Origin of the sequence: Gelidibacter algens, assembly GCF_001678675.1 — a bacterium.
In the GTDB taxonomy this organism is placed as follows: Bacteria; Bacteroidota; Bacteroidia; order Flavobacteriales; family Flavobacteriaceae; genus Gelidibacter; species Gelidibacter algens.
In genome coordinates this window covers 1-23,802 of sequence record NZ_LZRN01000008.1, presented here as the reverse complement: position 1 = coordinate 23,802, position 23,802 = coordinate 1, and the positions used below count along the sequence as shown (strand labels likewise).

Here is a 23,802-nt window from a genome sequence, read left to right as displayed (position 1 = left end):
TGACTGATGACTGAAGACTGATGACTGAAGACTGATGACTGACCACTACCTTCTCGGATTATTCAAAATAACCAAAGCCGCAATGACTCCTGGAACCCAACCACAGAGCCACAATAAGAACACGATAATAATAGAGCCACAACCCTTGTCAATAACTGCTAAAGGCGGACAAAAAATAGAAAGAATAACTCTCCAAATTCCCATGATACTAATGATTTTGATGATTGACGTATTTGTAAGACGGGAAATTATGGAATTTGTTACGGTTGACTTCAGAAAGTAAGCGTTATTCTTTTTGGGATGTTGCTTATTTGAACATGATTGAACCCTTCAAAAAAAATTGCCGAATGAAACCCAAATTAAACAATTAAAAGGCCAAGCCACTGCCCCGCCCTAATATTCTATCAAAAACATAATCTATCAGCAAAAGTAGCGTGCTAATTTTTCTAAATAGTGTAATTTTGCAATTCAAAAATTTAACAGCATGCAACTTTCAGAACAAGAACTCATCCGAAGAGAGAAATTAGGCAAATTACGTGAGTTGGGTATTAATCCTTATCCAGCCGCTTTATATCCTGTAGACCAAACTTCAAAACAGGTGAAGGAGCAGTTTGAAGAAGGCAAAAACGTTGTTATTGCTGGCCGATTGATGTCTATGAGAGTTCAGGGCAAGGCAAGTTTTGCGCAACTACAGGATTCTGAAGGAAGAATCCAAGTGTATTTTAACAGAGATGAAATTTGTAGCGGTGACGATAAAACCAAATACAACGAAGTGTTTAAAAAGTTGTTGGATTTTGGCGATTTCATCGGTATTGAAGGTGAACTGTTCACCACTCAGGTAGGCGAAAAAACAGTAAAAGTTAAAGATTTCACGCTATTGAGCAAATCTTTGAAACCGTTGCCTTTACCAAAGGAAAAAGACGGGGTAGTATATGACGCGTTTACAGATCCTGAGCAACGTTACAGACAACGTTATGCTGATTTGGTAGTGAATCCGAAAGTTAAAGATGTGTTCATCAAACGCACCAAATTGTTCAATGCGATGCGTCAGTTTTTTAATGATGCAGGGTACTTTGAGGTAGAAACTCCTGTATTGCAACCCATTCCTGGAGGCGCAGCGGCACGTCCATTTACGACCCACCACAACAGTTTGGACATTCCGTTATACATGCGCATTGCGAATGAACTTTATCTAAAACGATTGATCGTTGGTGGTTTTGATGGTGTTTATGAATTTTCTAAAAACTTCAGAAATGAAGGAATGGACCGTACTCATAATCCGGAGTTTACAGCAATGGAAATTTATGTGTCCTACAAAGATTACAATTGGATGATGCGCTTTTGTGAGCAGTTGTTGGAGCATTGCGCTAATGCCGTAAACGGAACTACAGAAGCTACTTTTGGCGAACATCATATCAACTTTAAAGCCCCTTATGCCCGCGTCACCATGACGGATTCCATCAAGCATTTTACAGGTTTTGACATTACAGGCAAGACTGAAGAGGAGATCAAAAAGGCAGCTCAAGATATGGGCATTGCGGTAGATGACACGATGGGTAAAGGCAAATTGATTGATGAGATTTTTGGTGAAAAATGTGAAGGCAACTACATCCAACCAACATTCATTACAGACTATCCAAAGGAAATGAGTCCGTTGTGTAAAGAACACCGAGACAACCCAGAATTGACTGAACGTTTTGAATTAATGGTGTGTGGTAAGGAAATTGCCAATGCCTATTCTGAATTAAATGACCCAATTGATCAGCGTGAGCGTTTTGAACACCAAATGGAATTGGCTCAAAATGGTGACGATGAAGCTACGGGACTGATCGATTATGATTTCTTGCGCGCTCTAGAATACGGGATGCCTCCAACTTCTGGAATGGGAATTGGTATGGACAGACTCATTATGTTTTTAACCAATAATCAATCCATCCAAGAAGTGTTGTTTTTTCCGCAGATGAGACCTGAGAAGAAAGCTGTGGCTATGACAGACGATGAAAAGGCAGTATTCACCATGCTAAAATCGACCGCACCTACAGATCTCAATACCTTAAAGGAGCAATCAGGATTAAGTAATAAAAAATGGGATGCCGCCATAAAAGGCTTGACCAAAAACAAATTGGCAAAAGTGTCAAAAACTGAAAATGGCCTATTTGTCGACCTCGCTTAGATACATGAAAAAATTTGCAAGAAGCATCAGAGCACTGATCTTGGTGTTGTATGTCTTGTTGTTATTGATTCATTTTGTTATAAAAGACCATTTTCAGGTCCTAGGTGTTATATTTTATGCTTTCCCCTTGCCCATTTTGATCACCATGGGCATATGCGTCGCCATCTTGTTTTATACTCATAAAATTTATATCCTATCCCTTTTAGGTCTTGTTTTGGGAATGACTTTTTTTTGGTTCAGCACCTATTATTTTTTTACGAAACCTGTTGAAATTTCTAAAAATTCTACGTCGGTTTTATTTTGGAATGCTGCCAATCGAAAAAAACTTCCTGTTGATGTCCTATCAAAAAGCATCACCAGCATCAAACCGGACTTCATCGGTCTTGTGGAAGCCGAAAACGCTTCCGCAGAAGATATTCAGAAGCTTTCGAAAGCATTTCCAAATTACGAATTTCAAATTCTAAAAGGGCACATGTTGGTTGGCGTGAAAGGTAGTATAGAGAAAATTACATTCAAATGTAAGGAAAACAGTCATGACATAAATTTTGTAGAAGCGCAGCTGAGCACAGGTCATGTTTCCTTTGCCATAACAGACACTTTTCAAAATCCAACGATGGATAAAAGAAAAACATTAAACACGGTGTTGCAACTGGCTATTCAAAGTAATACAGATGTCATTATTGGTGATTTTAACACACCCTATGAAAGTGTCCATTTTAGAAATTTTGAAACTGAATACAAAAGTTTTCATGATTACGGACAAGGCTTTAGTGCGACTTGGCCATTTAGAATCCCGTTACTGGAGCTCGATCAAATTTTCGTGACCAAATCTATGACACCCATCCTATTGGAAAAGTTTCATCACCCTGTATCTGACCACGCGATGCTTGTGGGATATTTTCAGTAGTAATTTTAAAATTCCTAGGAGCTTTCCATTCCTTTTTACCAGTCTCTGACTAAGTCATTAGCGAGCTATTGATGTTTGCTTTTGAGAAATTTCAAATAGTTAAAAAAATACTAAAATATTTTACAATACTGTAAGAATGTGATGTATTGCTTATTTTCACTTTCTAAAATTTTTAAACTCCTAACATTTTGAAGAAAGTTTCCTTAAGCGTGATGGTTATGGCTTCTTTTTTTCTAGTTGCATCGTGTTCAACTACAAAAAAAGCCTCCAAATCATCAACTACCGCGAGTGCTGATTCAGCAAAAAAACCTGGTAAAAATGACATCCAGCCTTACGGTAAAGTCATTACAAAAGATGCCAAAAGTGACCCAGGGTTATTTACGGTGCATAAAGTAGATGAAGATTATTTTTATGAAATCCCAGATTCTCTTTTTGAACGTGAAATGCTCATGGTCACCCGGATTGCCAAAACAGCCAGTGGCTTAGGTTTTGGAGGCGGAAAGCAAGATGAGCAAGTGTTGCGTTGGCAAAAAAAGGATAAAAAAGTATTGCTGCGCATGGTTTCCCACAGTGTGGTTGCCAATGACTCCCTTCCTGTTTATGAAGCCGTTGTAAATTCCAATTTTGAACCGGTCCTCTATAGTTTTCCTATTAAAGCAATTGGTAAAGATTCATTAACAACCGTTATTGATGTCACTGATTTGTTTAGCAAAGATGTGAAACCATTAGGTTTGCCAGAAAGTACAAGAAAGCAATATAAAGTAACCCGTTTAGACGACAATTTGTCCTACATCGAAAGTCTAAAAAGTTACCCATTAAATATTGAATCACGTCATGTCAAAACATACAGCGCAAGTGAGCCCCCTTCAAATTCAGCAAATGGTGCTATTTCAATAGAACTCAACAACTCTATGGTACTCCTACCAAAGGAGCCTATGAATCGCAGAATATTTGACCAACGCGTAGGCTGGTTTACAAGCGGACAGACCGATTACGGTTTGGACGCCCATGAGAGCAAAAAAGTAACCTATTTGGACAGATGGCGCTTGGAAGTTAAAGATGAAGATCTTGAAAAATTTAAGCGTGGCGAATTGGTAGAGCCTAAAAAACAAATTGTGTACTATATAGATAGAGCTACACCTGAACAATGGCGCAAATATATCAAACAAGGTATTGAAGATTGGCAAGTGGCTTTTGAAGCTGCAGGATTTAAGAATGCTATTATCGCGAAAGATCCTCCAACAATTGAAGAAGACCCAGAATGGAGCCCTGAAGACGTGCGTTATTCTGTAGTGCGTTACTTGGCATCTCCTATTCCAAATGCCAATGGCCCTCACGTAAGTGACCCAAGAAGTGGTGAGATTTTAGAAAGTGACATCAACTGGTATCACAACGTCATGACCTTATTGCGCAACTGGTTCTTTGTACAAACCGCTGCTATCAATCCTGACGCACAAGGCGTGAAATTCAAAGATGAAATCATGGGAAGATTGATTCGTTTTGTATCCTCTCACGAAGTTGGCCACACCTTAGGTTTGCCACATAATATGGGAAGTAGTGTTGCTTACAAAGTAGACGATTTACGCAACCCAGAATTTACCAAAAAATATGGTACGGCACCATCCATTATGGACTATGCGCGTTTCAATTATGTTGCACAACCAGGCGATGAAGGTGTTGCTTTAATGCCTAATATTGGTATTTATGACAAGTATTCAATTGAATGGGGATACCGTCCGATATTGGATGCCAAAACACCGGAAGATGAAAAGAAAACCTTAGACAGCTGGATCTTGAAACACGCTGGAGATCCAATGTACCGTTTTGGAAGACAGCAAAGCGGAGTGATTGACCCAAGTTCTCAAACTGAAGATTTAGGTGATGATGCCATGAAAGCGAGTGCTTACGGAATTGCCAACTTGAAGAGAATTGTTCCTAATCTTATCAAATGGACTGCTGAAGATGGCAAGAACTATGATGATTTAGAAACGATGTATGAGCAAGTACTGGGCCAGTACAACCGTTATATGGGCCATGTGACTGGAAATATTGGTGGGGTTTACGAAGTTTATAAAACCTATGATCAGGAAGGTGCAGTGTATACGCCGGTTGACAAAGCCAAACAAGCAGAAGCCTTACAATTTCTTCAAGACGAATTGTTTACTACTCCAGAGTGGTTAATAGATGATTCTATCTTTAACAAAATTGAATTTGTGGGTACCTTGGAGCGTATCCGTGGGATGCAGACCAACACGCTTGATAACATCCTTGACTTTGGAAGAATGCAGCGTATGATTGAGAATGAAACCACCCATGGAAAAGAGGCTTATGGCTTATTGGCTATGATGCAAGATCTACGCAAAGGTGTGTTTAGCGAATTGAGCAGCGGGAAATCAATAGATGCCTACAGAAGAAACCTTCAGCGTGGTTATATTGACCGTATGAACTATTTGATGACGAAAGAACAAACGCCTATTCCATCACAATTCAGACGTTTTGTTTCAAGAACTAATGTCGATGTGAACCAGTCTGACATCAGAGCGATAGCTAGAGCCGAACTGAAAACTTTAGAAAGTACGATCAAATCTGGATTGGCAAGAACAGACGACACAATGAGCAAAATCCACTTAAGAGATGCTCTGGAACGTATAGATGCTATACTGAATCCGAAGAGTTAAATACACTATTATACATACACTAAAAATGCTTCAAGAACTTCTTGGAGCTATTTTTTTATTAGAAATAGTTGAGCCTTCCTTTAATCTACTTCAAGCATAGAAAGTTTGTGAATTAGCGCTTTTCAACATAATCTCCAATTGGCACTTCATTGATAAAAACATTGTCCAGAACCGCTCTGCCGTTTAGAACATAAACTAAGGCATACGTATTATTTGGTACAGAATCCCGTTGGGCGTTTGCGTGTGCTACTTCAGCATCATACGCCTTGGTTTCATTCATGTAAAACTCATCAAAAGGCAGGGAGAACTCCACACGCTTTTCATAGGCATTGTACCAGTTGGCTTTTAGTTCCAGATAATCGAGGTCTCCTGGAACCTCTTTGGATATTGCTTTCACCATTGCAAAACCGGCTTCATCAGTCGTCAGGGTGATGTAAATAGGCGCAGAAGGAATCCAAGTTGTATCATTTGAAGGTGCTGAATTTACGTCATAGTTAAGACGAATATACTTCCCTTTAAAAGGATCAGAAGGATCAACAGGTTGCGTTTTGAATTTGTAGGCTGTTCCTGTGGCGATGACGTTTTCTTGATCGTAAATCATCCTTGCAGGCACAAAAATCTGAGCCAAAACAACCACTACAAATAGTAGAAATATATAGATTGCTTTCATCCTATTAATTGTTTGATTTTAAAATTGATTTTTTCTTTTTTAGCATGACATAATTGGTAAAAAAGAAACCAATCCCAACACTTACAAACAAAAAGCCTCTAATGATATAACTCATATCAGTATCAAAAAAACGACACACAATCAGCGCCGTAATGATGAGCAACCCATAATTCAGGATTCCGAAATGGAATTGGTCCGTTCCTATTTTTATAGTGATCAGTCCGAGCGCCAATACGAGAACGTTGACGGCTATTGTTGCCATCACACCATTTGCCAAACCACTGAAAAATACAACCGTAAATATGATGAACACAAAATGAAAAAGATTGGTACGCTTTAACCATTGCTTTCTATATAAATAGACGAGCAATCCCGAGCTCAAACAAAACAAAAATGACGTGATGTAAAACTCACGTGATGTGAATACCGCTGCATCCATCTTAAAATCCCAAATCCCATTAAAACTTGTGATCAACAATAGAATAATCGTTCCGAAGGAGCCAAAAATCAAGTACCCATTTCGTCTTAATTTTTGTGTATGAAAAGCTGGAATTTTACCAACACTATAAAACAGCCCAAATAAGATAACGTACATAAGGTAGCCCAAATCGCCATTTCGCTCTAAAAAGGCCCCTAATGTGATGATAACGCTCAATGGCACCAACCAATTAAAAATGGAGGTCATGTTTGCTTGCGGGTGCTGCTTAAGTAAATGCACATAATGAGGTAGCATTAATACCATGAGCAACAAGTAGAGCCAAGGTACTTGGGGCGCTGCATTAAAACCATACCCTAAACTACAAGCATAAAAGGTTGAGAATACAGTGTGCAGAATGGCGACAGAATGCGATTTTAGCAGATATATCAATGGCAAACAGAGTACGATCCAGATTAAAACATAGGCGCTTAAATCTCCAGGAATGTTATAAATTTGACTCACCAAGGCAATACTGCCACCAACTGCAAAAAAGAGAAATGTCCCGGAGGCTTCTTTCCAAGTGGAACTTTTCTTTTTGAGAATAGCATATCCGACTAAAAACTGGCCAATAATTAAAGGCAGGAATGCTAGAAAGGTTTTTAAGGATCGTGAAAAATCATCCCAGTTATGAGCCAATATCAGTATGATTCCCAACCCCACCAACAACGCTCCCAAAACACCAAACACGGTAAACAATTTTCCCGGTGCGTCTGATTGTTGCGACTGATAAAAATTCCGAATCCTTAAAGCTATCTCTTCTGAGATCACTTGGTTCTTGACCAATTCTGGCAATTCATCTATAATTTTTGACTTCATCTGCTTTAATTTTCAGGTTAAATGTAGCCTTTTATTTTAAAATCTCATGCGCTTGTAAATTCTGGGATTTGAGAATAATCATGAAATTACGCCACTAAAATAAAAGGTTTAACCATCGTAGCAAATCCCCAACTTTATTTTAAAATGGATGAAAGTTGATTACTCTATTGGAAGTTCTTATCTATTTTATAAATCTGTAGTTATTCAATCTGTTTTAAACTTTTTATCCATTTAGCAGTCAAAGCACTATAACCTTAAAAACAATAAAAGATGAAAAAACTAATACTGATAGTAATCGCATTTGCAACGTTACAAGTTTCTGCACAAGAGCAAAAGAGAGAAATGAAAAAACAGCACCGGACTGATAATGCAAACTATAGCCCTGAAGAATCTGTACAACTTCAAACCAAAAGATTGACCTTAGTACTTGATCTTAACGAAAAACAGCAAAAAGAGATTTCAACATTATTTTTGGAAGAAGCAACATTGAGACAAAGTAAAAAAGAGGCTTTTTCAGAGGTTAAGGCCAAGGCAGAAAACAATAGTCTAACGAAAGAAGACCGCCTTAAAATAAAAAACGACCGTTTGGACCATCTGATTGACCTTAAGAAAAAAATGAAAACTATTTTATCTACAGAGCAGTATGACAAATGGGGAAAAATGAGATTGAAACAACACAAAAATAGAAAGCAATTGAAAGCTCGCAACTAGACGTATGCGCACATCACATCGAAATTAAAGCAACCGACATGTTTGGAATCGAACATATAGCTGCCAGTTCTTATAGATTGGAACATCCTAAGCAATAAAACGAAATTACAGATACAAACGCATGTTCTGTCTTAAATGGGTTGCGCAAGCGTTTTTAAATTAATCTTATGAAAACACTCAAAGTATTAACTGCCCTACTTTTTATTTTTACCATTAGCTGTAAATCAAATAAAACTGAAAAGTCAACATCAAAAATCCATAAAATTGAAGTCCAAGGCCATCGTGGGGATCGAGGAAATTTACCTGAAAATACAATCGAAGGATTTTTAAGCGCACTTCATAAAGGCGTTGACGTGATCGAACTTGATGTTGTCATCTCAAAAGACCGCAAAGTAGTTGTGTCTCACGAACCTTATATGTCGTCTTTATTTATGTCTAAAACCTCTGGTGATCCCATTCTAAAAACAGAAGAAGAACATTATAATTTGTATCAGATGACCTATGACAGTATTAAGGCTTTTGATAGTGGATCTAGAGGAAATGCAAACTTTGCTATGCAGCAAAAACTAAAAACATACAAACCGCTATTGAGTGACGTTTTTAAGACCATTGAAACCGAAATAGAAACCAAACATCTTCCTCGAGTAAAATACAACATAGAGATAAAATCTAATGAAGAAGTCTATGGCATTTATCAACCACAACCCGACGATTTTGTTTCACTGGTTATGCAGGTCGTAGATGATAACCAAATGGAATCTCAAATCTACATTCAATCTTTTGATCCCGTCATATTAAATAGAGTTCACAAAAAATATCCTCATATTGAAGTTGCTTATCTCGTTTCAAAATCAGGAATTCAAACAAACATGGCCCTTTTAAATTTTAAACCCCAAATTTACAGCCCAAATTTTAAATTACTCAAAACACAAAAAACTGTAGACTCCATTAAATTGTTACAAATGAGAGTAATTCCGTGGACTGTCAACACTGATGAAGACATCAACCAGATGTTAAAATTAGGTGTTGATGGGATTATAACTGATTATCCAGAACGTGTTATTAAGGTATTAAAATAGCTTCTTCTTAGTTAATGTTTACGCATACGACAGCTCTTCAATTAAAAAAGTCTTTCGAGAAATCGAAAGACTTTTTTTAATTCGAGCAAAGAGAATCGAACTCTCATCCCAATTTAAAAAAAAAATTAGGATTATAAACTTCAAATCCAATACTTTGGTATATTATCCTAGTATAAACTAATCAAAACATTATGTTTTAAAGTTAAAAATTTTTACTCACTTTGTCTACCGCTTTTATAGTCGCATCCAAATCATCATAGCTTAACGCATCACTGATAAACCAAGTTTCAAAGGCACTTGGCGCAATATAAATGCCTTCTTTAAGCATGCCATGAAAGAACTTTTTGAACGTTTCGTTATTGGCTCCTGCTGAGGTTTCAAAATCGAACACCTCGTGTTCTTCAAAATGAATGGAAATCATGGAACCCACTCTATTTATGGAATGCTTTACATTGTTTTTTTGAAGGACTTTAGAAAAGCCTTGATGTAAATATTCAGTTTTTTCAGCCAAACGTTTGAAAACTGTTTTGTCAGCATCAAGTGCTTTCAACATTGCCAAACCGGCCGCCATAGCCAATGGATTTCCACTCAAGGTTCCCGCTTGATACACAGGACCGATTGGCGCTAAATAATCCATAATTTCATTTCGAGCAGCAAAGGCTCCCACCGGCAATCCGCCACCAATCACTTTTCCAAAGCAAACGATGTCCGCATATACGTTATACAATTCTTGCGCACCACCTGCAGCCAATCTAAACCCGGTCATGACCTCATCAAAAATCAACAGAATATCATGTTGGTCACACAGGGTTCTTAATTTTTGTAAAAAGTTATCTTTAGGAGGAATACACCCCATATTTCCTGCAACAGGCTCAATGATAATACAGGCAATTTCGCCTTTATTGGCTTCCACAACTTCAGTAACATTATCAATATCATTGTACTTTGCCAACAGCGTATCTTTTGCCGTGCCTTGCGTCACTCCAGGGCTATTTGGTGTTCCAAAAGTGATGGCCCCTGAGCCTGCAGCAATTAAAAACGAATCACTATGCCCGTGATAACACCCCGCAAATTTGATAATTTTATCTTTTTTGGCAAAGCCGCGCGCCAATCGTACAGCACTCATGCAAGCCTCCGTACCTGAGTTGACAAATCTTATTTTTTCAATATTGGTCACCATGGACGTCGCCAATTGTGCAATCTCGGTTTCTATGGCTGTTGGCATCCCAAAAGAAGTGCCTTGTTTTGCTTTTTCAATAACGGCATTTACAACAGGATCGAATGCGTGGCCGAGAATCATTGGGCCCCAAGAATTGATGTAATCAATATATGTATTGCCATCTTCATCGTACACATACGCACCCTTGGCCGATTTCGCGAAAACAGGCGTCCCACCTACTGCACCAAATGCTCTTACTGGCGAATTTACGCCGCCCGGAATCACGACTTCTGCTTCCTTAAACAAACTACTACTGCGTTGATATAACATGAACTAATTGTATTTTATAATGAGAATTTGTCCAAGCTGTAAGTTAGTGTCGGACATCCCATTGAGTTGTTGTAATTCTTTGATAGAAAGATTATAGCGTTTGGAAAGGGAATACATGGTGTCTCCTTTCTCCACTTTGTGAGTCAAATTACTGGCAAAGTCACTTGATTTAGGTTTTGAGACCGAATTACCAAGAACCTCACTATCAAATCTATTAAGCTGAAAACGTTCAATCAAGCTGATTAATTTGTCAGGATATTTCCTATCTGTGGCATAGCCGGCAGCTCTTAAGCCTTTTGCCCAGCCTTTATAATCATCCATATCCAATTCAAATAATTTGGCGTAACGACTTCTTGAGGTCAAAAATTCAGAATGGTCATCAAAAGACTGCTCTGCATACCTGTATTTTCTAAAACATTCCTGTGTGGCATCGTCATCATGATAAATCTTATCGCCCGTCCAGTTATGGCATTTTATACCGAAGTGATTGTTGCCCTCTATAGCCAACCTCCCTTTGCCAGAAGCCGATTCTAAAATGCCTTGGGCTAAGGTAATACTCGCCGGAATTTTATGCTCTCGCATTTTTTTCTGTGCGATAGCACTGTAAGTAGCAATATAAATTTCACTGCTATTGGCATTACCTGTGGTTTTTGGCGTAGGTGCATTATCGCGATCTTTAGCATCATACGCAACGGAAGGTTTTGAATCTTCTTTAACAACAACTACACGTTCAGTTTTTGCTTTGGCATTTTTCTTTTTAGTCACAATACGTTTCTTTGAACCGCAACTTGCAAGCATCAGCGCCAGCACTAAAACCATTACTATTCTCAAAACAAACTTCATATGTATATTAACTTATTAAAGGCCATTGTTTTTTTTTCAATAGGTCGTTCATCCCTAAAATTCCTTGTAATCCGCCGGTATGAATGATCAGAATTTTTGAATGCTCGGGAAAATATCCCTTTTTTAGCAAATCCAAAACGCCATACATCAACTTTCCAGTATATACTGGATCTAGTGGAACACCATAATCGATCTTAAACTGGTTTATAAAACTGATTAATTCAGTAGTTATTTTAGCATAACCGCCAAAATGATAGTCTGTGATAAGTTCCCAGTTTAAATTTGTGGCAAAATTACTAATTTCTTCTTGTAAAAAATCACCTTTTAACGCTGGAAATCCGAGAATCTTCTGATGTGGTTTTGCTGCATTGATAAGCCCAGAAATAGTACCTCCCGTCCCTACTGAACAGCAGACATAGTCAAAGTCAGCATCTTCCTTTATCAAAATTTCCTCACAGCCTTTAATTGCCAATGTATTGGTGCCTCCTTCAGGAATCAAATAAAAGTCTCCAAATTCATTTTTCAAATTCTGAATAAAGTCATCGGAAGTTTTATTTCTAAAGGCCTCTCGTGACACGAATTTAAAACGCATGCCGCAGCTTTTTGCAAATTTAAGGGTAGGATTTTTATCCACTTGGTCCGCCAGCTCCTCGCCCCTTATGATACCAATCGTTTCAAAACCAAATTCCTTTCCAACTGCTGCCAAAGCCAAAATATGATTTGAAAAAGCACCTCCAAAAGTTAAGAGCGTTTGCTTGCCATCAGCGCTGGCTTGCTCTATATTGTATTTTAACTTTCGGTATTTGTTTCCTGAAATATGCGGATGGATCCGATCTTCTCTCTTGACAACCAACAATTGACTGACATTTTTACCCAGATTTAAGATCTGATTTTCGGAAAGATGGACTTTAAAACTCATGGTTGGCAAAGATATTTCAAAAAGTTCCAAAAGGAGCGTTTTTTGAGATAATCTAAGTCCTGTTCATGTTGGTAGGCTTCGCGCTCAAATGAAATATTCCGATAGGCCTGATGCCAATTTTTATAGTGACTATAGCGCATTAAAAATTCGAGACTATACCATATAAAAAACGGCAGGATCAACAGTTCCAATTGTTGCCTGAGGTGGATCCGTTCGTGGTTTATCAAGACCCTATTCAGTTTGAGCTGAGCATGTTTTAAAAACACAAAGGGGAACAAAGTAAGGCCAATAAATCCCTTAGGAACCATATATTTTGAAACTAGAATCATAGCCATGGTCTTTCAAAAATCTTTCCAATTTACACTATATTTGTAATACTATGAAGAAAATTGTACCTGTTGAAGAAGGTGATTATTATTTAACACCAGAAGGCTATCGTTGCTTCACAGAACAATACCATCTTAAACGTGGCTATTGTTGTGAAAGTGGTTGTAGACATTGCCCCTACGGTTTCGATAAAAAAAAATTAAAAACAAACTAATGCAAAGTACTTCCGTTTCTTTTAAAGATCAAATTCTGCAAGGCATTCCAAGCGTTCTGCCACCAGCAAAACCTTATGATGCCACCATTAACCATGCGCCTAAACGCAAAGCTATTTTATCTAACGAAGAAAAGAAACTTGCCTTGCAAAATGCACTGCGTTATTTTGATCAAAGCCAACATGCGGAATTACTTCCTGAATTTAAAAATGAATTGGAAACTTACGGCAGAATTTACATGTACCGTTTGCGACCTGACTATAAAATGTACGCCAGACCTCTTGATGACTATCCTGCAACGTCCAAACAGGCGGCCGCTATTATGCTGATGATCCAGAATAATCTCGACTACGCCGTGGCCCAACATCCTCATGAGCTTATTACTTATGGTGGCAATGGTGCGGTGTTTTCAAATTGGGCGCAATACCGATTGACCATGAAGTATTTGGCTGAAATGAATGACGAGCAGACGCTGACCATGTATTCTGGCCATCCAATGGGCTTGTTCCCAAGTCACAAGGATGCTCCTAGAGTTGTGGTGACCAACGGCATGATGATCCCAAATTATTCCAAACCTGACGATTGGGAGAAATTTAATGCGTTGGGCGTAACCCAATACGGACAAATGACTGCCGGGAGTTTTATGTACATCGGTCCGCAAGGCATTGTCCACGGCACTACTATTACGGTTTTAAATGCCTTTAGGAAAATCAAAAAATCACCAAAAGGTCATGTGTTTGTCACCTCAGGCTTAGGCGGAATGTCTGGCGCGCAACCCAAAGCAGGATCCATTGCGGGGTGCATCACAGTTTGTGCTGAAGTCAACCCAAAAATCACCCAAGTGCGGCTAGACCAGGGTTGGATTGATGAGAAAATTTCAGATTTGATTCATCTTGTGGAGCGGGTCAAAAAAGCCAAAGCTGATGATGAAGTTGTGTCATTGGCATATTTGGGAAACATTGTGGAGGTCTGGGAGAAGTTTGACGAAGAACATGTGCAGATTGATTTAGGAAGCGATCAAACCTCGCTCCATAATCCTTGGGCTGGCGGGTATTATCCAGTGGATGTCTCTTTTGAAGATGCCAACGACATGATGGCAAACAACCCTTCACTTTTCAAAGAAAAAGTACAGGAAACTTTGCGTCGCCATGCTAGAGCTATTAACAAGCACACGGCAAAGGGCACTTACTTTTTTGATTATGGCAACGCTTTCCTTTTGGAAGCTTCCCGTGCTGGTGCTGATGTGATGGCTGACAACCCGACCTTGGGACGCGAGTTTAAATACCCAAGTTATGTACAGGACATTATGGGTCCTATGTGTTTTGATTATGGTTTTGGACCCTTTAGATGGGTTTGCACCTCAGGAAAACCAGAAGATTTAGCAAAAACAGACCGCATTGCTTGTAAGGTTTTGGAGGATATCAAAAAACAGGCTCCAGAGGAAATTCAGCAACAGATGACTGATAATATCCAATGGATCAAAAGTGCGCAGGACAACAAATTGGTGGTAGGCTCTCAAGCCAGAATTTTGTATGCTGATGCTGAAGGCCGCACAAAAATTGCCAAAGCCTTCAATGACGCTATTGCTAACGGAGAGATCGGTTGCGTGGTTATAGGTCGTGATCATCATGATGTTTCTGGAACGGATTCCCCTTATAGAGAAACCTCAAATATTTACGACGGTTCCCGTTTTACTGCAGATATGGCCATCCAAAATGTGATTGGCGATAGCTTTAGAGGCGCCACTTGGGTGAGCATTCACAACGGTGGTGGCGTTGGTTGGGGTGAGGTGATAAACGGCGGATTTGGTATGGTTGTTGATGGAAGTAAAGAAGCCGAAAGGCGCATAAAATCAATGCTCTTCTGGGATGTCAACAACGGGATTGCCAGACGGAGTTGGGCACGAAATGATGCTGCTATTTTCGCCATCAAACGCGCCATGGAAATGGAACCTAATCTAAAGGTCACAATTCCAAATGTTGTTGATACTAATTTATTGAACTCGTTATAACCCTTAAATAAAATCCAATGAACAATTTAAAAAATTTTCACGAACACCAAAACATATTAAGTGTCGTGAGTAAAAAAATTATTAAAGTAGTACCCGTTTTAATGCTATTCTTGTTAATAGCGTCCTGTAGTTCTGTTAGAGTGGCTGCAGATTATGATAAGAATGCCAACTTCAACGAATTCAAAACCTTTGCGTTTTACAAACCAGGCATTGATAAAGCTGAAATTAGCGATCTAGACAAACGCCGTATCCTTCGTGCCATTGAAACTGAACTAATGGCTAAAGGTTTTACAAAGTCTGAAAATCCTGATATGCTTGTCAGTATTTTTACCAAATCCCAACAGCGTGTTGATGTTTACAACAATGCTTGGGGGTTTGGCGGCTGGGGCTGGGGAGGTTTCGGACCAGGTTGGGGCTGGGGCTGGAATCAGCAACCAACAGTGTCTACTAGAACAGAAGGTACCTTGTTCATCGATTTTATTGATGCCGATAAAAAAGAATTGGTTTGGCAAGGTATGGGTAATGGCTATCTCCCAACCCAAAATCTAGAGAAAAAAGAAGAGCGCATTCAAGAATTTGTATCAAAAGTCATGGAGAAATATCCTCCGGGGATGGCCCAATAAAACAGAATTAAAAAGAACTTTAATAAAGCATCGGTGTTAAAAACTGATGCTTTTTTAATTTTAAAGAGTATCTATAAATTTATGCTTCGTTTTAAAAACCATATCTTTGCCAACTTTTAAGCGCAGTAGATTATGAGATTAGGAGAAACCACAAGAAAAAACTTTACCCAAAACCCAAAAAACGATATCCTCGCAGGCATTACAGTATCATTAGCTATGATTCCTGAGGTTGTCGCCTTTGCTTTTGTGGCACAGATAGACCCTTTGGTAGCACTGTCAGGCGCATTTATCGTTGGATTGATCGCCGCAACTTTTGGAGGCCGACCTGCCTTAATTTCTGGGGCAGCCGGTGCTGTCGCTGTTATTTTTGTAAATCTCATTATAGAAGGGCATGCTAAAGGCATGTTATTTGACACTACCGTTGACAATATGGGCTACTTCTATTTGTTGGCAGCAGTTGTATTAATGGGGTTAATTCAAATAGGAGCCGGTGTTTTAAAATTAGGGCGGTTTGTCCGTTTGATACCACATTCGGTAATGATGGGTTTTGTAAACGGATTGGCAATTGTCATTTTTTTGGCGCAAGTGCGCATGTTTTCTCATAAAGAACTGGAAATTGGAGCTGATGGCTTAAAAAAATATATCGACATCCCAATGGCGGGTTCAGAGTTGTATATCATGCTTGGCCTTGTGGGGCTTACCATGGCCATTATTTGGTTGCTTCCTAAAGTAACCACAAAAATTCCTGCAGCCTTAACCGCAATTCTGGTTACAACTGGCGTTGTTATTTTTGGAGGTTTGGATGTAAGCACGGTGGGCTCGTATATTATAGAAGGTGGCGGGGAAGGATTAAAGGGCGAATTCCCGACTCCTAATACTGAACTTTGGCAAAATCTACCTTTCAATTTTGATACGCTCAACTTCATTCTACCTTATGCATTTCTAGCCGCGTCTGTAGGACTAATTGAGTCTTTGATGACTATGAATTTGGTTGATGAGTTAACAGAAACTCGGGGCAATGGAAACAGAGAATGTATCGCCCAAGGCGCCGGCAACATGGTAAGTGGCTTATTTGGAGGCACCGGCGGTTGTGGCATGATTGGTCAAACTGTTATTAACATTAATGCTGGTGGTAGAGGACGTTTGTCTGGAATTGTCATGGCCTTAACGCTATTAACCTTTATTCTATTTACAGCTCAATATATTGAGCAAGTTCCCATCGCGGCCTTGATAGGCGTTATGTTTATGATGGTTATTGAAACATTCGCCTGGTCCAGTTTTAGAATTATTAGAAAAATTCCTTTTCCAGATGCCATAGTGCTCGTCATTGTATCAGCCGTTACGGTTATCTATGACCTTGCCATTGCTGTATTTATTGGCGTAATTTTATCTGCACTTGTATTCGCATGGAAAAGTGCAACGATGATCAGAGCGCGCAAACGCGTCAAAGAAGACGGTACAAAAATTTATGAAATATGGGGGCCATTATTTTTTGGTTCTATCCAAAATTTCAACACCAAGTTTGATGTCAAAACTGATCCACAAAACGTTGAAATAGACTTTGTAGAATCGCGCGTAAGTGATCATTCTGCAATTGAAGCCATATTCAATTTAGTGAACAAATACGAAACTGAAGGAAAAACAATTAGGCTCAAGCATTTAAGTGAAGACTGTAAGGTATTGCTCTACAAAGCAAGTCCTAAGTTTAAAGAGGTGATTATTGAAGCCGTTGATGATCCGCGCTATTACTTAGCGGAAGATCCTGAAAAGTTCACCAAACCGCTGTCAGAATATAAATTATAAAAGAAAAGCGACTCTTCATAGGAGTCGCTTTTATTAGATATACTGATGTTTAATTATCATCATTGTTAGTTTTTTCTTTGATCTTTACATTACCGTCATCATCTGTTTTTATTTTGACTTTTTTGTCATCGGTTTCCATTTTAATTTTATCGCCATCTCTGCTAACTTCAATGTCTGCCCCTTCATCATTCATTTCATCAATGATTTTCTCTTTTTCGGTTTGTTCCCTACAAGAACTAAGCGATAGTGATAAAAACAATGCCATAACTGACATAAAAATTACTTTTTTCATAATATCTGGTTTTTATATTTTGAATGAAAGTATTCAGTATTTAATAGGAGCGTTAACGTAAATCAATAATTTAGTAACTCATTTATTTTTCGCTTTACTTTCTCCGTACTGGGAATCATCGTTTCTTCTAAGGTTGAATTCAATGGAATGGCTGGCATATTCTCACTACCAATGGTCATTACTGGAGCATCCAAAAACCTGAAGCACTCTTCCTGAATTTTTCCTGCCAATGCTCTTGCAAAACTATTATTGGAAGGCTCTTCAGTTACTACCAAGCATTTTCCAGTTTTTCTGACCGATTTCATAATCGTGTCCTCATCCAACGGAAACAAGGTTCGTAGATCAATCACCTCAATCTGCTCTTTCATCCCTAATGCTTCAGAAGCATTCATGGCCCAATGCACACCCATACCGTAAGTTACTATGGTTAGCGTTTCCATATGCTCCTGTTTCCAGATTTCCTGAAGTACCCATGCCTTCCCAAACGGTAGCACATAATCTTCAGCGGGTTGTACAGACGTTGCACCTTTAGTTCCTGGAACTTTACTCCAATACAAGCCTTTATGCTCTAAAATAACCACAGGATTTGGATCGTAATACGCAGCTTTCATCAAGCCTTTTAAATCGGCACCATTACTTGGATACGCAATTTTTATCCCTCTAATATTTGTAAGGATACTTTCTACAGATGAGGAATGGTAAGGTCCGCCGCTACCATAAGCACCAATTGGCACGCGCAGGATCATACTTACGGGCCATTTTCCGTTTGATAAATAGCAACTTCTACTGACTTCTGTAAATAACTGATTGAGTCCTGGCCAAATATAATCGGCAAACTGAACCTCAACGATGGGTTTTAATCCGACGGCACTCATGCCAACAGTGGAACCCACAATAAATGCTTCCTGGATTGGTGTATTGAACACGCGATCATCGCCAAACTTTTGCGCTAATGTTGCCGCCTCTCTAAAAACGCCTCCCAGCCTACCGCCAACGTCTTGTCCATAGAGTAAACATTCTTTGTGTTTGGTCATCAGTTCTTCTACGGCAAACAATGCACAATCTACCATAACCACTTTTTCAGCACCTTTTGGGGAACGCTCTCCCTTTTCTTCGGTGATGGGCGTCGGTGCAAAATCATGCGTGAATAAATCTTCTGGTTTCGGATCCTCGGCCTTTAGAGACAGATAATAATCTGTCTCTACGGCTGTTTTGCATTCGTTCTCTATGTTTAGGATTTCTTCTGAAGAAACCCCACTATCCAACACCTGCTGTTTCAAAACTGGATATGGATCTCGTGATCGCGCTTCTTCCAAATCGTCACGATACCATTCCATCCTAACTCCAGACGTATGGTGATTCAACAACGGAACTTTAGCATGAATCAAAAAAGGCCTTCTTTCTTGGCGAATCGTTTTTATGACTTTTTCAACAGCTTCATAACTCTCTATAAAGTTTGCGCCGTCTATTGAAATGGCTTCCAATCCGTTAAAACCTTTAGCATATCCAAAGGCATCTTGTGCTCTGGTTTCAGCGGCATTTGCTGAAATGTCCCAACCGTTATCCTGTATCAGAAATATAATTGGCATTTGCTTTAAAGCTGCCATTTGAAAAGCTTCGGCAATTTCACCTTCGGTTACGGAAGCATCGCCTAAACTACAGACCACTAGAGGCAAATCTTTTATCGCTTTATCGTTCAAACCTTGTAATTCTTTGTACTGCATTCCCATGGCCACTCCTGTTGCAGGAATCGCTTGCATTCCCGTTGCTGAAGATTGATGCGGAATTTTTGGCTTGTCGTCATCCTTTAAACTTGGATGACAATAATAAGTACGTCCCGCAGAAAACGGATCATCTTTTTTGGCCATTAGTTGCAGCATCAGATCATACGGTTTCAATCCGAATGATAAGAGCATCGCATCATCGCGATAATAGGGAAAGGCATAATCTTGAGGTAATAATTGCATCCCCAAAGCCGTCTGGATGGCTTCATGGCCTCTAGACGTGGCATGAACGTATTTTGAAACGTGTTTAAAATTGGCTTCGTACAATTCCGCCATGGCTTTGGCCGTACAAAGGTTTGAAAACGCTTTTTTTAATATCTCTTTTGTTACAATACTCATGTTTTATTTTTTGGGCGTTGGGGCGGACTTTTTGCAGGCAGGCAGGTACGTTACTAGTCCTAACGCAAATTGGCTTCAGACCTCACAGGTTTTCAACCACGAAGCGTCGGGACTGTGAGGTCTTGTTCACATTATATTTTTCTATTACTATCAAATTGTTCGAAATAATCAGCGACACGACGCACAAAACTTCCTCCTAAAAATCCATCTACAACGCGGTGGTCAAAGGATAAAGACAAATACATCATACTTCTAACCGCAATTTCATCACCTTTTTTAGTCTCAATAACCTCAGCACGTTTTTTTATAATGCCGAGCGCTAAAATGGCGACTTCGGGCTGATTGATGATGGGCGTTCCCATGACACTTCCAAAAGTTCCTACGTTGGAAATCGTAAAAGTGCTGCCCTTAATATCGTCTCCTCCCAACTTGTTTTCTCTTGCTTTATTGGCCATTTCGTTCACGTTTTCAGCCAAGGTTCTCAAATCTTTTTGGTCTGCATTTTTAACAACCGGAACAATCAAATTCCCACTTGGTAATGCCGTGGCCATCCCTATGTTGATATGTTCTTTCACGATAATGTTACTACCATCCACCGAAGCGTTGATATTTGGAAAATCTTTTATGGCCTTGGCGACAGCTTCTACAAATAATGGTGTAAAGGTTAACCGTTCACCATGTTTTTTTTGAAACGCTTCTTTGTTTGCATTTCGCCAATTGACCATGTTGGTCATATCGGCTTCCACATAAGCAGTGACGTGCGGCGCTGTATGTTTGGAATAGACCATATGATCTGCAATCATTTGGCGCATACGGTCCATTTCAATAATTTTCCCTTTGCCTTTATCAAAATTCAATTGCGGAATTCGGTAAGCTGTGGGATCTTGGATTACGGCTTGCGCAAATTTATAGGGCCGGCCTTCTTCTAAATAACTGAACAGATCACTTTTACGCAACCTTCCTTCGTTTCCAGTTGCTGGAATTCTGGAGAGTTCTTCAAAACTGATGTGCTGTTCTTTGGCGATGGAAATGATTAGTGGGGAGAAGAATAGATCCCCTACAGACCTCCCCGAAGGGGAGGAATTACTCGGTACTGAAAATGATGCTGAATTTGAATTTGAACTTGAATTTGAACTTGAGCTTGGAACAGGGGATGCTAAATGGGATGACTTTTTAGTTGATTTCTTATCACGTGATAGATCCTCTTTTGACGATTCGCTACGGCTAGAAGTGACTGATTGCTTTTTTGATGACTTTTCTTCTGAAATTTCCAATACAGCAATCACCGTTCCAACCGGTACAACATCCTTGGCATTGAACAAGGTCTTTACTAAAGTTCCTGAAACCGGAGCTGGAACCTCGTTGTCCACTTTATCTGTGGCCACTTCCAGGATGATGTCTCCTTCTTCAAAAGAATCGCCTTCATTGACGAGCCAATTGATGATGGTTCCTTCGGTAATACTTTCGCCCATTTTGGGCATTTTTAATTCGAACATCGACATTTTATCTCTTTGAGACCTCACAGGTTTTAGAAACCTGTGAGGTCTGATTATTGCTGTTTTTGAATCTCACTATCGCGTTAAGAATTGAGGCATTATTGGAGCTCAGGTTGGCTTGATTGCCATTATATAAACATATCAAGGTTTCATGCTTTTTTATCATGAGATTCCTGCCTGCGTAAGAAGTGGTCCCGAAGCGTATCATAAACACCTTCCTGAATTTTCATGTTTTCGGGAACCTCCCTCAAAGGCTCAACCATTCTTAGCGTGTCATGACAATCCCTTGGCAATTGCTGATACAGTTCTGTGCCTTTGGTTTTCCAAGCGATCATCTCATCACTCACTTCTTTTATCACTTTTGCTGGATTGCCAACCACCAAACTTCGTTTTGGAATGATGGTTTCGGCTTTGACAAAACTCAGGGCTCCAACGATGCTTTCGTCACCAATTTCAGCATCATCCATGATGACCGAATTCATTCCAATCAGACAATTTCTGCCCAAATTGGCGCCATGAATAATTGCGCCATGGCCCACATGAGCGCTTTCTTTTAAGGTTATAGATTTACCTGGAAACATATGCACCGTGCAGTTTTCTTGTACGTTGACACCATCTTCCAAAATGATTTGTCCCCAATCGCCTCGGATTGCTGCGCCTGGACCGATGTAACAATTTTTGCCAATGATGACATTGCCTGTAACTGCTGCCAAAGGATGCACGAAACTAGTTTGGTGAATGACAGGGATGTATTTATTAAATGAGTATACCATTCATTATTATCTTTAAATCTTAAATATTTACTTTAACCTTTCGGATTAGCAAATTCTCAATTGAATCTTTAAACCATTTCGTTGAGGAAAGACAATCTTGATTTAAGTTGAATTTACCTAGGTAGTTTTTACGGTAGTCCTTCATATTCAGAAACTCGTAAAAATCAAAAAAGTTGTCACTTCTGAGTTTCTCCAGAATTTTTGTAGAATTTTTTTCGTCTCTATATTTCTCGCCATGTATTTTTAACTCATAGAATGTGCTTCTAGCTTTGTCTAACTTTTGAGCAATGACAAGAATTTTTTCGTTTTTATATTTTTTAATGTCTTCAATGTATGATTCTTTATCGAAACCTTGTAATTGTAATTCTTCAATATTATCAGGGTGATATAAATAATTTTCTATACAATAGTAATTAAGTATACAGTAGTTTGGGTTTTCAGATTCAATAGCTTTTTTTTCTGAATCCAATATGAAATCCTTATCCCTAATTCCAATAATTTGAGAATCTGACAGCACTCTACCAAAAACAGTGAAGCTGTCTTTTTCAGGAAGAAAATCTAAATTTAGAAATCCCAAACTATTCAAAATTTCCGCATTTAAATTCTCACATACGACTAATTTCCTTTTGTCTTAATTCTTTCCCGTAATTACTTAAAAGTAAATTAACATCTACGTCTTCCACTGACTCATCACACACAATGTTAGATTTGCCACTAACCTCGTATTTTTTTAAAACTTTGAATTCAAAAAAATGAGGTTTTTTACTTTTTTCACAATAACTGCAACTGCAAGGAACCATTTCTTTAAACTCGAGCTCATTGTAGTCTTTATGAATAGACGCTATATTTTTCCTCAAAATATAGAGATATTCCTTTACTGAATCCCCTATTAAACTAATAGTAATCTTATTCTCAAAATAATACTCTCGGACCAGCGCAAACGTATTTTCATGGTTTAATTTTACCCCATATCTCCAATAATTATTTTCAAAAATGTCTTCATTGAGCTTTACAATTAAACGAGTTAAAATTCCTTTAGGCATGAACTTATATCTGTACTCAAACTTTGCTGTTGTTTGATCCTTATCCCATAAATAGTCAATTTGATCTACAGGCAACAATCTTGGGACTAAATATTTGTTAGAGCCAACTTTAAAACACAAATCAAATTTTGTATTTTTCATTAAAGCTATTAGTTCAACAGTCTTGGGTTTATGTTCAGAATCTTTCCAAATCCTCTCAATATCTTTATCTGTAAAAATTCCACGATTTTCTATAACTATTGGGTCATCGAGTATTTTATATACACCTTTTGTAACCCATTCATGATTTAAAAATATAACTTGCTTTAAAATAAGATCATTCTTAAAATGAAGAAA

Annotated in this window: 22 protein-coding genes; 9 read left to right on the top strand and 13 right to left on the bottom strand. The window is 38.8% G+C overall.

The features are described from left to right. Window positions 1-45: 45 nt before the first annotated feature. Window positions 46-204, bottom strand: a complete 159-nt coding sequence (locus tag A9996_RS19530) for a YqaE/Pmp3 family membrane protein (protein ID WP_083993859.1) — start codon at window positions 202-204, stop codon at window positions 46-48. A gap of 280 nt (window positions 205-484) precedes the next feature. On the opposite strand from A9996_RS19530, the gene lysS reads away from it, so the two are divergent. The 3 genes from lysS to A9996_RS05365 all read left to right on the top strand — a co-directional run bounded on the left by lysS (window position 485) and on the right by A9996_RS05365 (window position 5,758). Continuing rightward, window positions 485-2,173, top strand: a complete 1,689-nt coding sequence (gene lysS, locus A9996_RS05375; RefSeq protein WP_066431963.1) for a lysine--tRNA ligase — start codon at window positions 485-487, stop codon at window positions 2,171-2,173. Between the two features lie 4 nt (window positions 2,174-2,177). Continuing rightward, window positions 2,178-3,080, top strand: coding sequence for an endonuclease/exonuclease/phosphatase family protein (locus tag A9996_RS05370; protein ID WP_066431960.1), 903 nt, complete (start codon window positions 2,178-2,180; stop codon window positions 3,078-3,080). Window positions 3,081-3,292: 212 nt separating this feature from the next. Beyond that, the gene (locus A9996_RS05365; RefSeq protein ID WP_066431952.1) at window positions 3,293-5,758 is read left to right on the top strand and encodes a zinc-dependent metalloprotease; all 2,466 of its coding nucleotides are present in this window, start codon (window positions 3,293-3,295) and stop codon (window positions 5,756-5,758) included. A gap of 112 nt (window positions 5,759-5,870) precedes the next feature. On the opposite strand, the gene A9996_RS05360 is transcribed toward A9996_RS05365, so the two are convergent. Together A9996_RS05360 and A9996_RS05355 are read right to left on the bottom strand one after the other, a co-directional pair. Further along, window positions 5,871-6,428, bottom strand: a complete 558-nt coding sequence (locus A9996_RS05360) for a GDYXXLXY domain-containing protein (protein ID WP_066431950.1) — start codon at window positions 6,426-6,428, stop codon at window positions 5,871-5,873. A 4-nt stretch (window positions 6,429-6,432) separates the two neighbouring features. Continuing rightward, window positions 6,433-7,722 (bottom strand): DUF2157 domain-containing protein, encoded by a 1,290-nt coding sequence (locus A9996_RS05355; protein ID WP_066431948.1) that lies wholly within the window; start codon window positions 7,720-7,722, stop codon window positions 6,433-6,435. Window positions 7,723-7,992: 270 nt separating this feature from the next. Here A9996_RS05355 and A9996_RS05350 point away from each other — a divergent pair, with 270 nt between their 5' ends. Continuing rightward, window positions 7,993-8,433 carry a DUF4890 domain-containing protein gene (locus A9996_RS05350; protein WP_066431946.1) on the top strand — a complete coding sequence of 147 codons (441 nt, stop codon included), beginning with the start codon at window positions 7,993-7,995 and terminating at the stop codon, window positions 8,431-8,433. Window positions 8,434-8,600: 167 nt separating this feature from the next. Continuing rightward, window positions 8,601-9,512, top strand: a complete 912-nt coding sequence (locus tag A9996_RS05345) for a glycerophosphodiester phosphodiesterase family protein (RefSeq protein WP_083993857.1) — start codon at window positions 8,601-8,603, stop codon at window positions 9,510-9,512. 202 nt (window positions 9,513-9,714) lie between these two features. Here A9996_RS05345 and hemL read toward each other — a convergent pair whose 3' ends face one another. Genes hemL through A9996_RS05325 form a run of 4 tightly spaced genes read right to left on the bottom strand, consistent with a single transcriptional unit; the run spans window position 9,715 to window position 13,092 of the window. Continuing rightward, the gene (gene hemL, locus A9996_RS05340; RefSeq protein WP_066431943.1) at window positions 9,715-11,001 is read right to left on the bottom strand and encodes a glutamate-1-semialdehyde 2,1-aminomutase; all 1,287 of its coding nucleotides are present in this window, start codon (window positions 10,999-11,001) and stop codon (window positions 9,715-9,717) included. Window positions 11,002-11,004: 3 nt separating this feature from the next. After that, on the bottom strand, window positions 11,005-11,844 hold the full coding sequence (locus A9996_RS05335) for a glucosaminidase domain-containing protein (protein ID WP_066431940.1): 840 nt from the start codon (window positions 11,842-11,844) through the stop codon (window positions 11,005-11,007). Window positions 11,845-11,851: 7 nt separating this feature from the next. Further along, window positions 11,852-12,763 (bottom strand): 1-aminocyclopropane-1-carboxylate deaminase/D-cysteine desulfhydrase, encoded by a 912-nt coding sequence (locus A9996_RS05330; protein WP_083993856.1) that lies wholly within the window; start codon window positions 12,761-12,763, stop codon window positions 11,852-11,854. Beyond that, window positions 12,760-13,092, bottom strand: coding sequence for a hypothetical protein (locus A9996_RS05325; protein ID WP_066432196.1), 333 nt, complete (start codon window positions 13,090-13,092; stop codon window positions 12,760-12,762). Before A9996_RS05325 ends, A9996_RS05330 begins: the two co-directional genes overlap by 4 nt. Before the next feature lie 50 nt (window positions 13,093-13,142). Here A9996_RS05325 and A9996_RS20075 point away from each other — a divergent pair, with 50 nt between their 5' ends. The 4 genes from A9996_RS20075 to A9996_RS05310 all read left to right on the top strand — a co-directional run bounded on the left by A9996_RS20075 (window position 13,143) and on the right by A9996_RS05310 (window position 17,739). Continuing rightward, a complete protein-coding gene (locus A9996_RS20075; RefSeq protein ID WP_169817239.1) occupies window positions 13,143-13,304 on the top strand; it encodes a C1orf53 family protein in 162 nt (53 codons plus the stop codon). After that, the gene (hutU, locus tag A9996_RS05320; protein ID WP_066431937.1) at window positions 13,304-15,313 is read left to right on the top strand and encodes a urocanate hydratase; all 2,010 of its coding nucleotides are present in this window, start codon (window positions 13,304-13,306) and stop codon (window positions 15,311-15,313) included. Before A9996_RS20075 ends, hutU begins: the two co-directional genes overlap by 1 nt. Before the next feature lie 17 nt (window positions 15,314-15,330). Continuing rightward, window positions 15,331-15,936, top strand: a complete 606-nt coding sequence (locus A9996_RS05315) for a DUF4136 domain-containing protein (RefSeq protein ID WP_083993855.1) — start codon at window positions 15,331-15,333, stop codon at window positions 15,934-15,936. Window positions 15,937-16,068: 132 nt separating this feature from the next. Continuing rightward, window positions 16,069-17,739 (top strand): SulP family inorganic anion transporter, encoded by a 1,671-nt coding sequence (locus A9996_RS05310; protein WP_066431934.1) that lies wholly within the window; start codon window positions 16,069-16,071, stop codon window positions 17,737-17,739. Window positions 17,740-17,788: 49 nt separating this feature from the next. Here the strand turns inward: A9996_RS05310 and A9996_RS05305 are convergent, their stop codons facing one another. The 6 genes from A9996_RS05305 to A9996_RS05280 form a co-directional block, all read right to left on the bottom strand. Beyond that, window positions 17,789-18,031: a hypothetical protein gene (locus A9996_RS05305; RefSeq protein WP_066431931.1), complete on the bottom strand. Its 243-nt coding sequence runs from the start codon at window positions 18,029-18,031 to the stop codon at window positions 17,789-17,791. A gap of 62 nt (window positions 18,032-18,093) precedes the next feature. Continuing rightward, window positions 18,094-20,154 carry an alpha-ketoacid dehydrogenase subunit alpha/beta gene (locus tag A9996_RS05300; RefSeq protein ID WP_066431929.1) on the bottom strand — a complete coding sequence of 687 codons (2,061 nt, stop codon included), beginning with the start codon at window positions 20,152-20,154 and terminating at the stop codon, window positions 18,094-18,096. A 131-nt stretch (window positions 20,155-20,285) separates the two neighbouring features. Beyond that, complete coding sequence (locus A9996_RS05295) at window positions 20,286-21,626, bottom strand: dihydrolipoamide acetyltransferase family protein (protein WP_245905313.1); 1,341 nt, start codon at window positions 21,624-21,626, stop codon at window positions 20,286-20,288. 173 nt (window positions 21,627-21,799) lie between these two features. Next, entirely contained in the window at window positions 21,800-22,423 is a 624-nt protein-coding gene (locus A9996_RS05290; RefSeq protein WP_066431923.1) for an acyltransferase, read from the bottom strand. Window positions 22,424-22,442: 19 nt separating this feature from the next. Then, window positions 22,443-23,009 carry a hypothetical protein gene (locus A9996_RS05285; RefSeq protein WP_157487183.1) on the bottom strand — a complete coding sequence of 189 codons (567 nt, stop codon included), beginning with the start codon at window positions 23,007-23,009 and terminating at the stop codon, window positions 22,443-22,445. 19 nt (window positions 23,010-23,028) lie between these two features. Beyond that, the coding region (locus A9996_RS05280) for a COR domain-containing protein (RefSeq protein WP_211272632.1) at window positions 23,029-23,802 on the bottom strand (774 nt) is incomplete at its 5' end.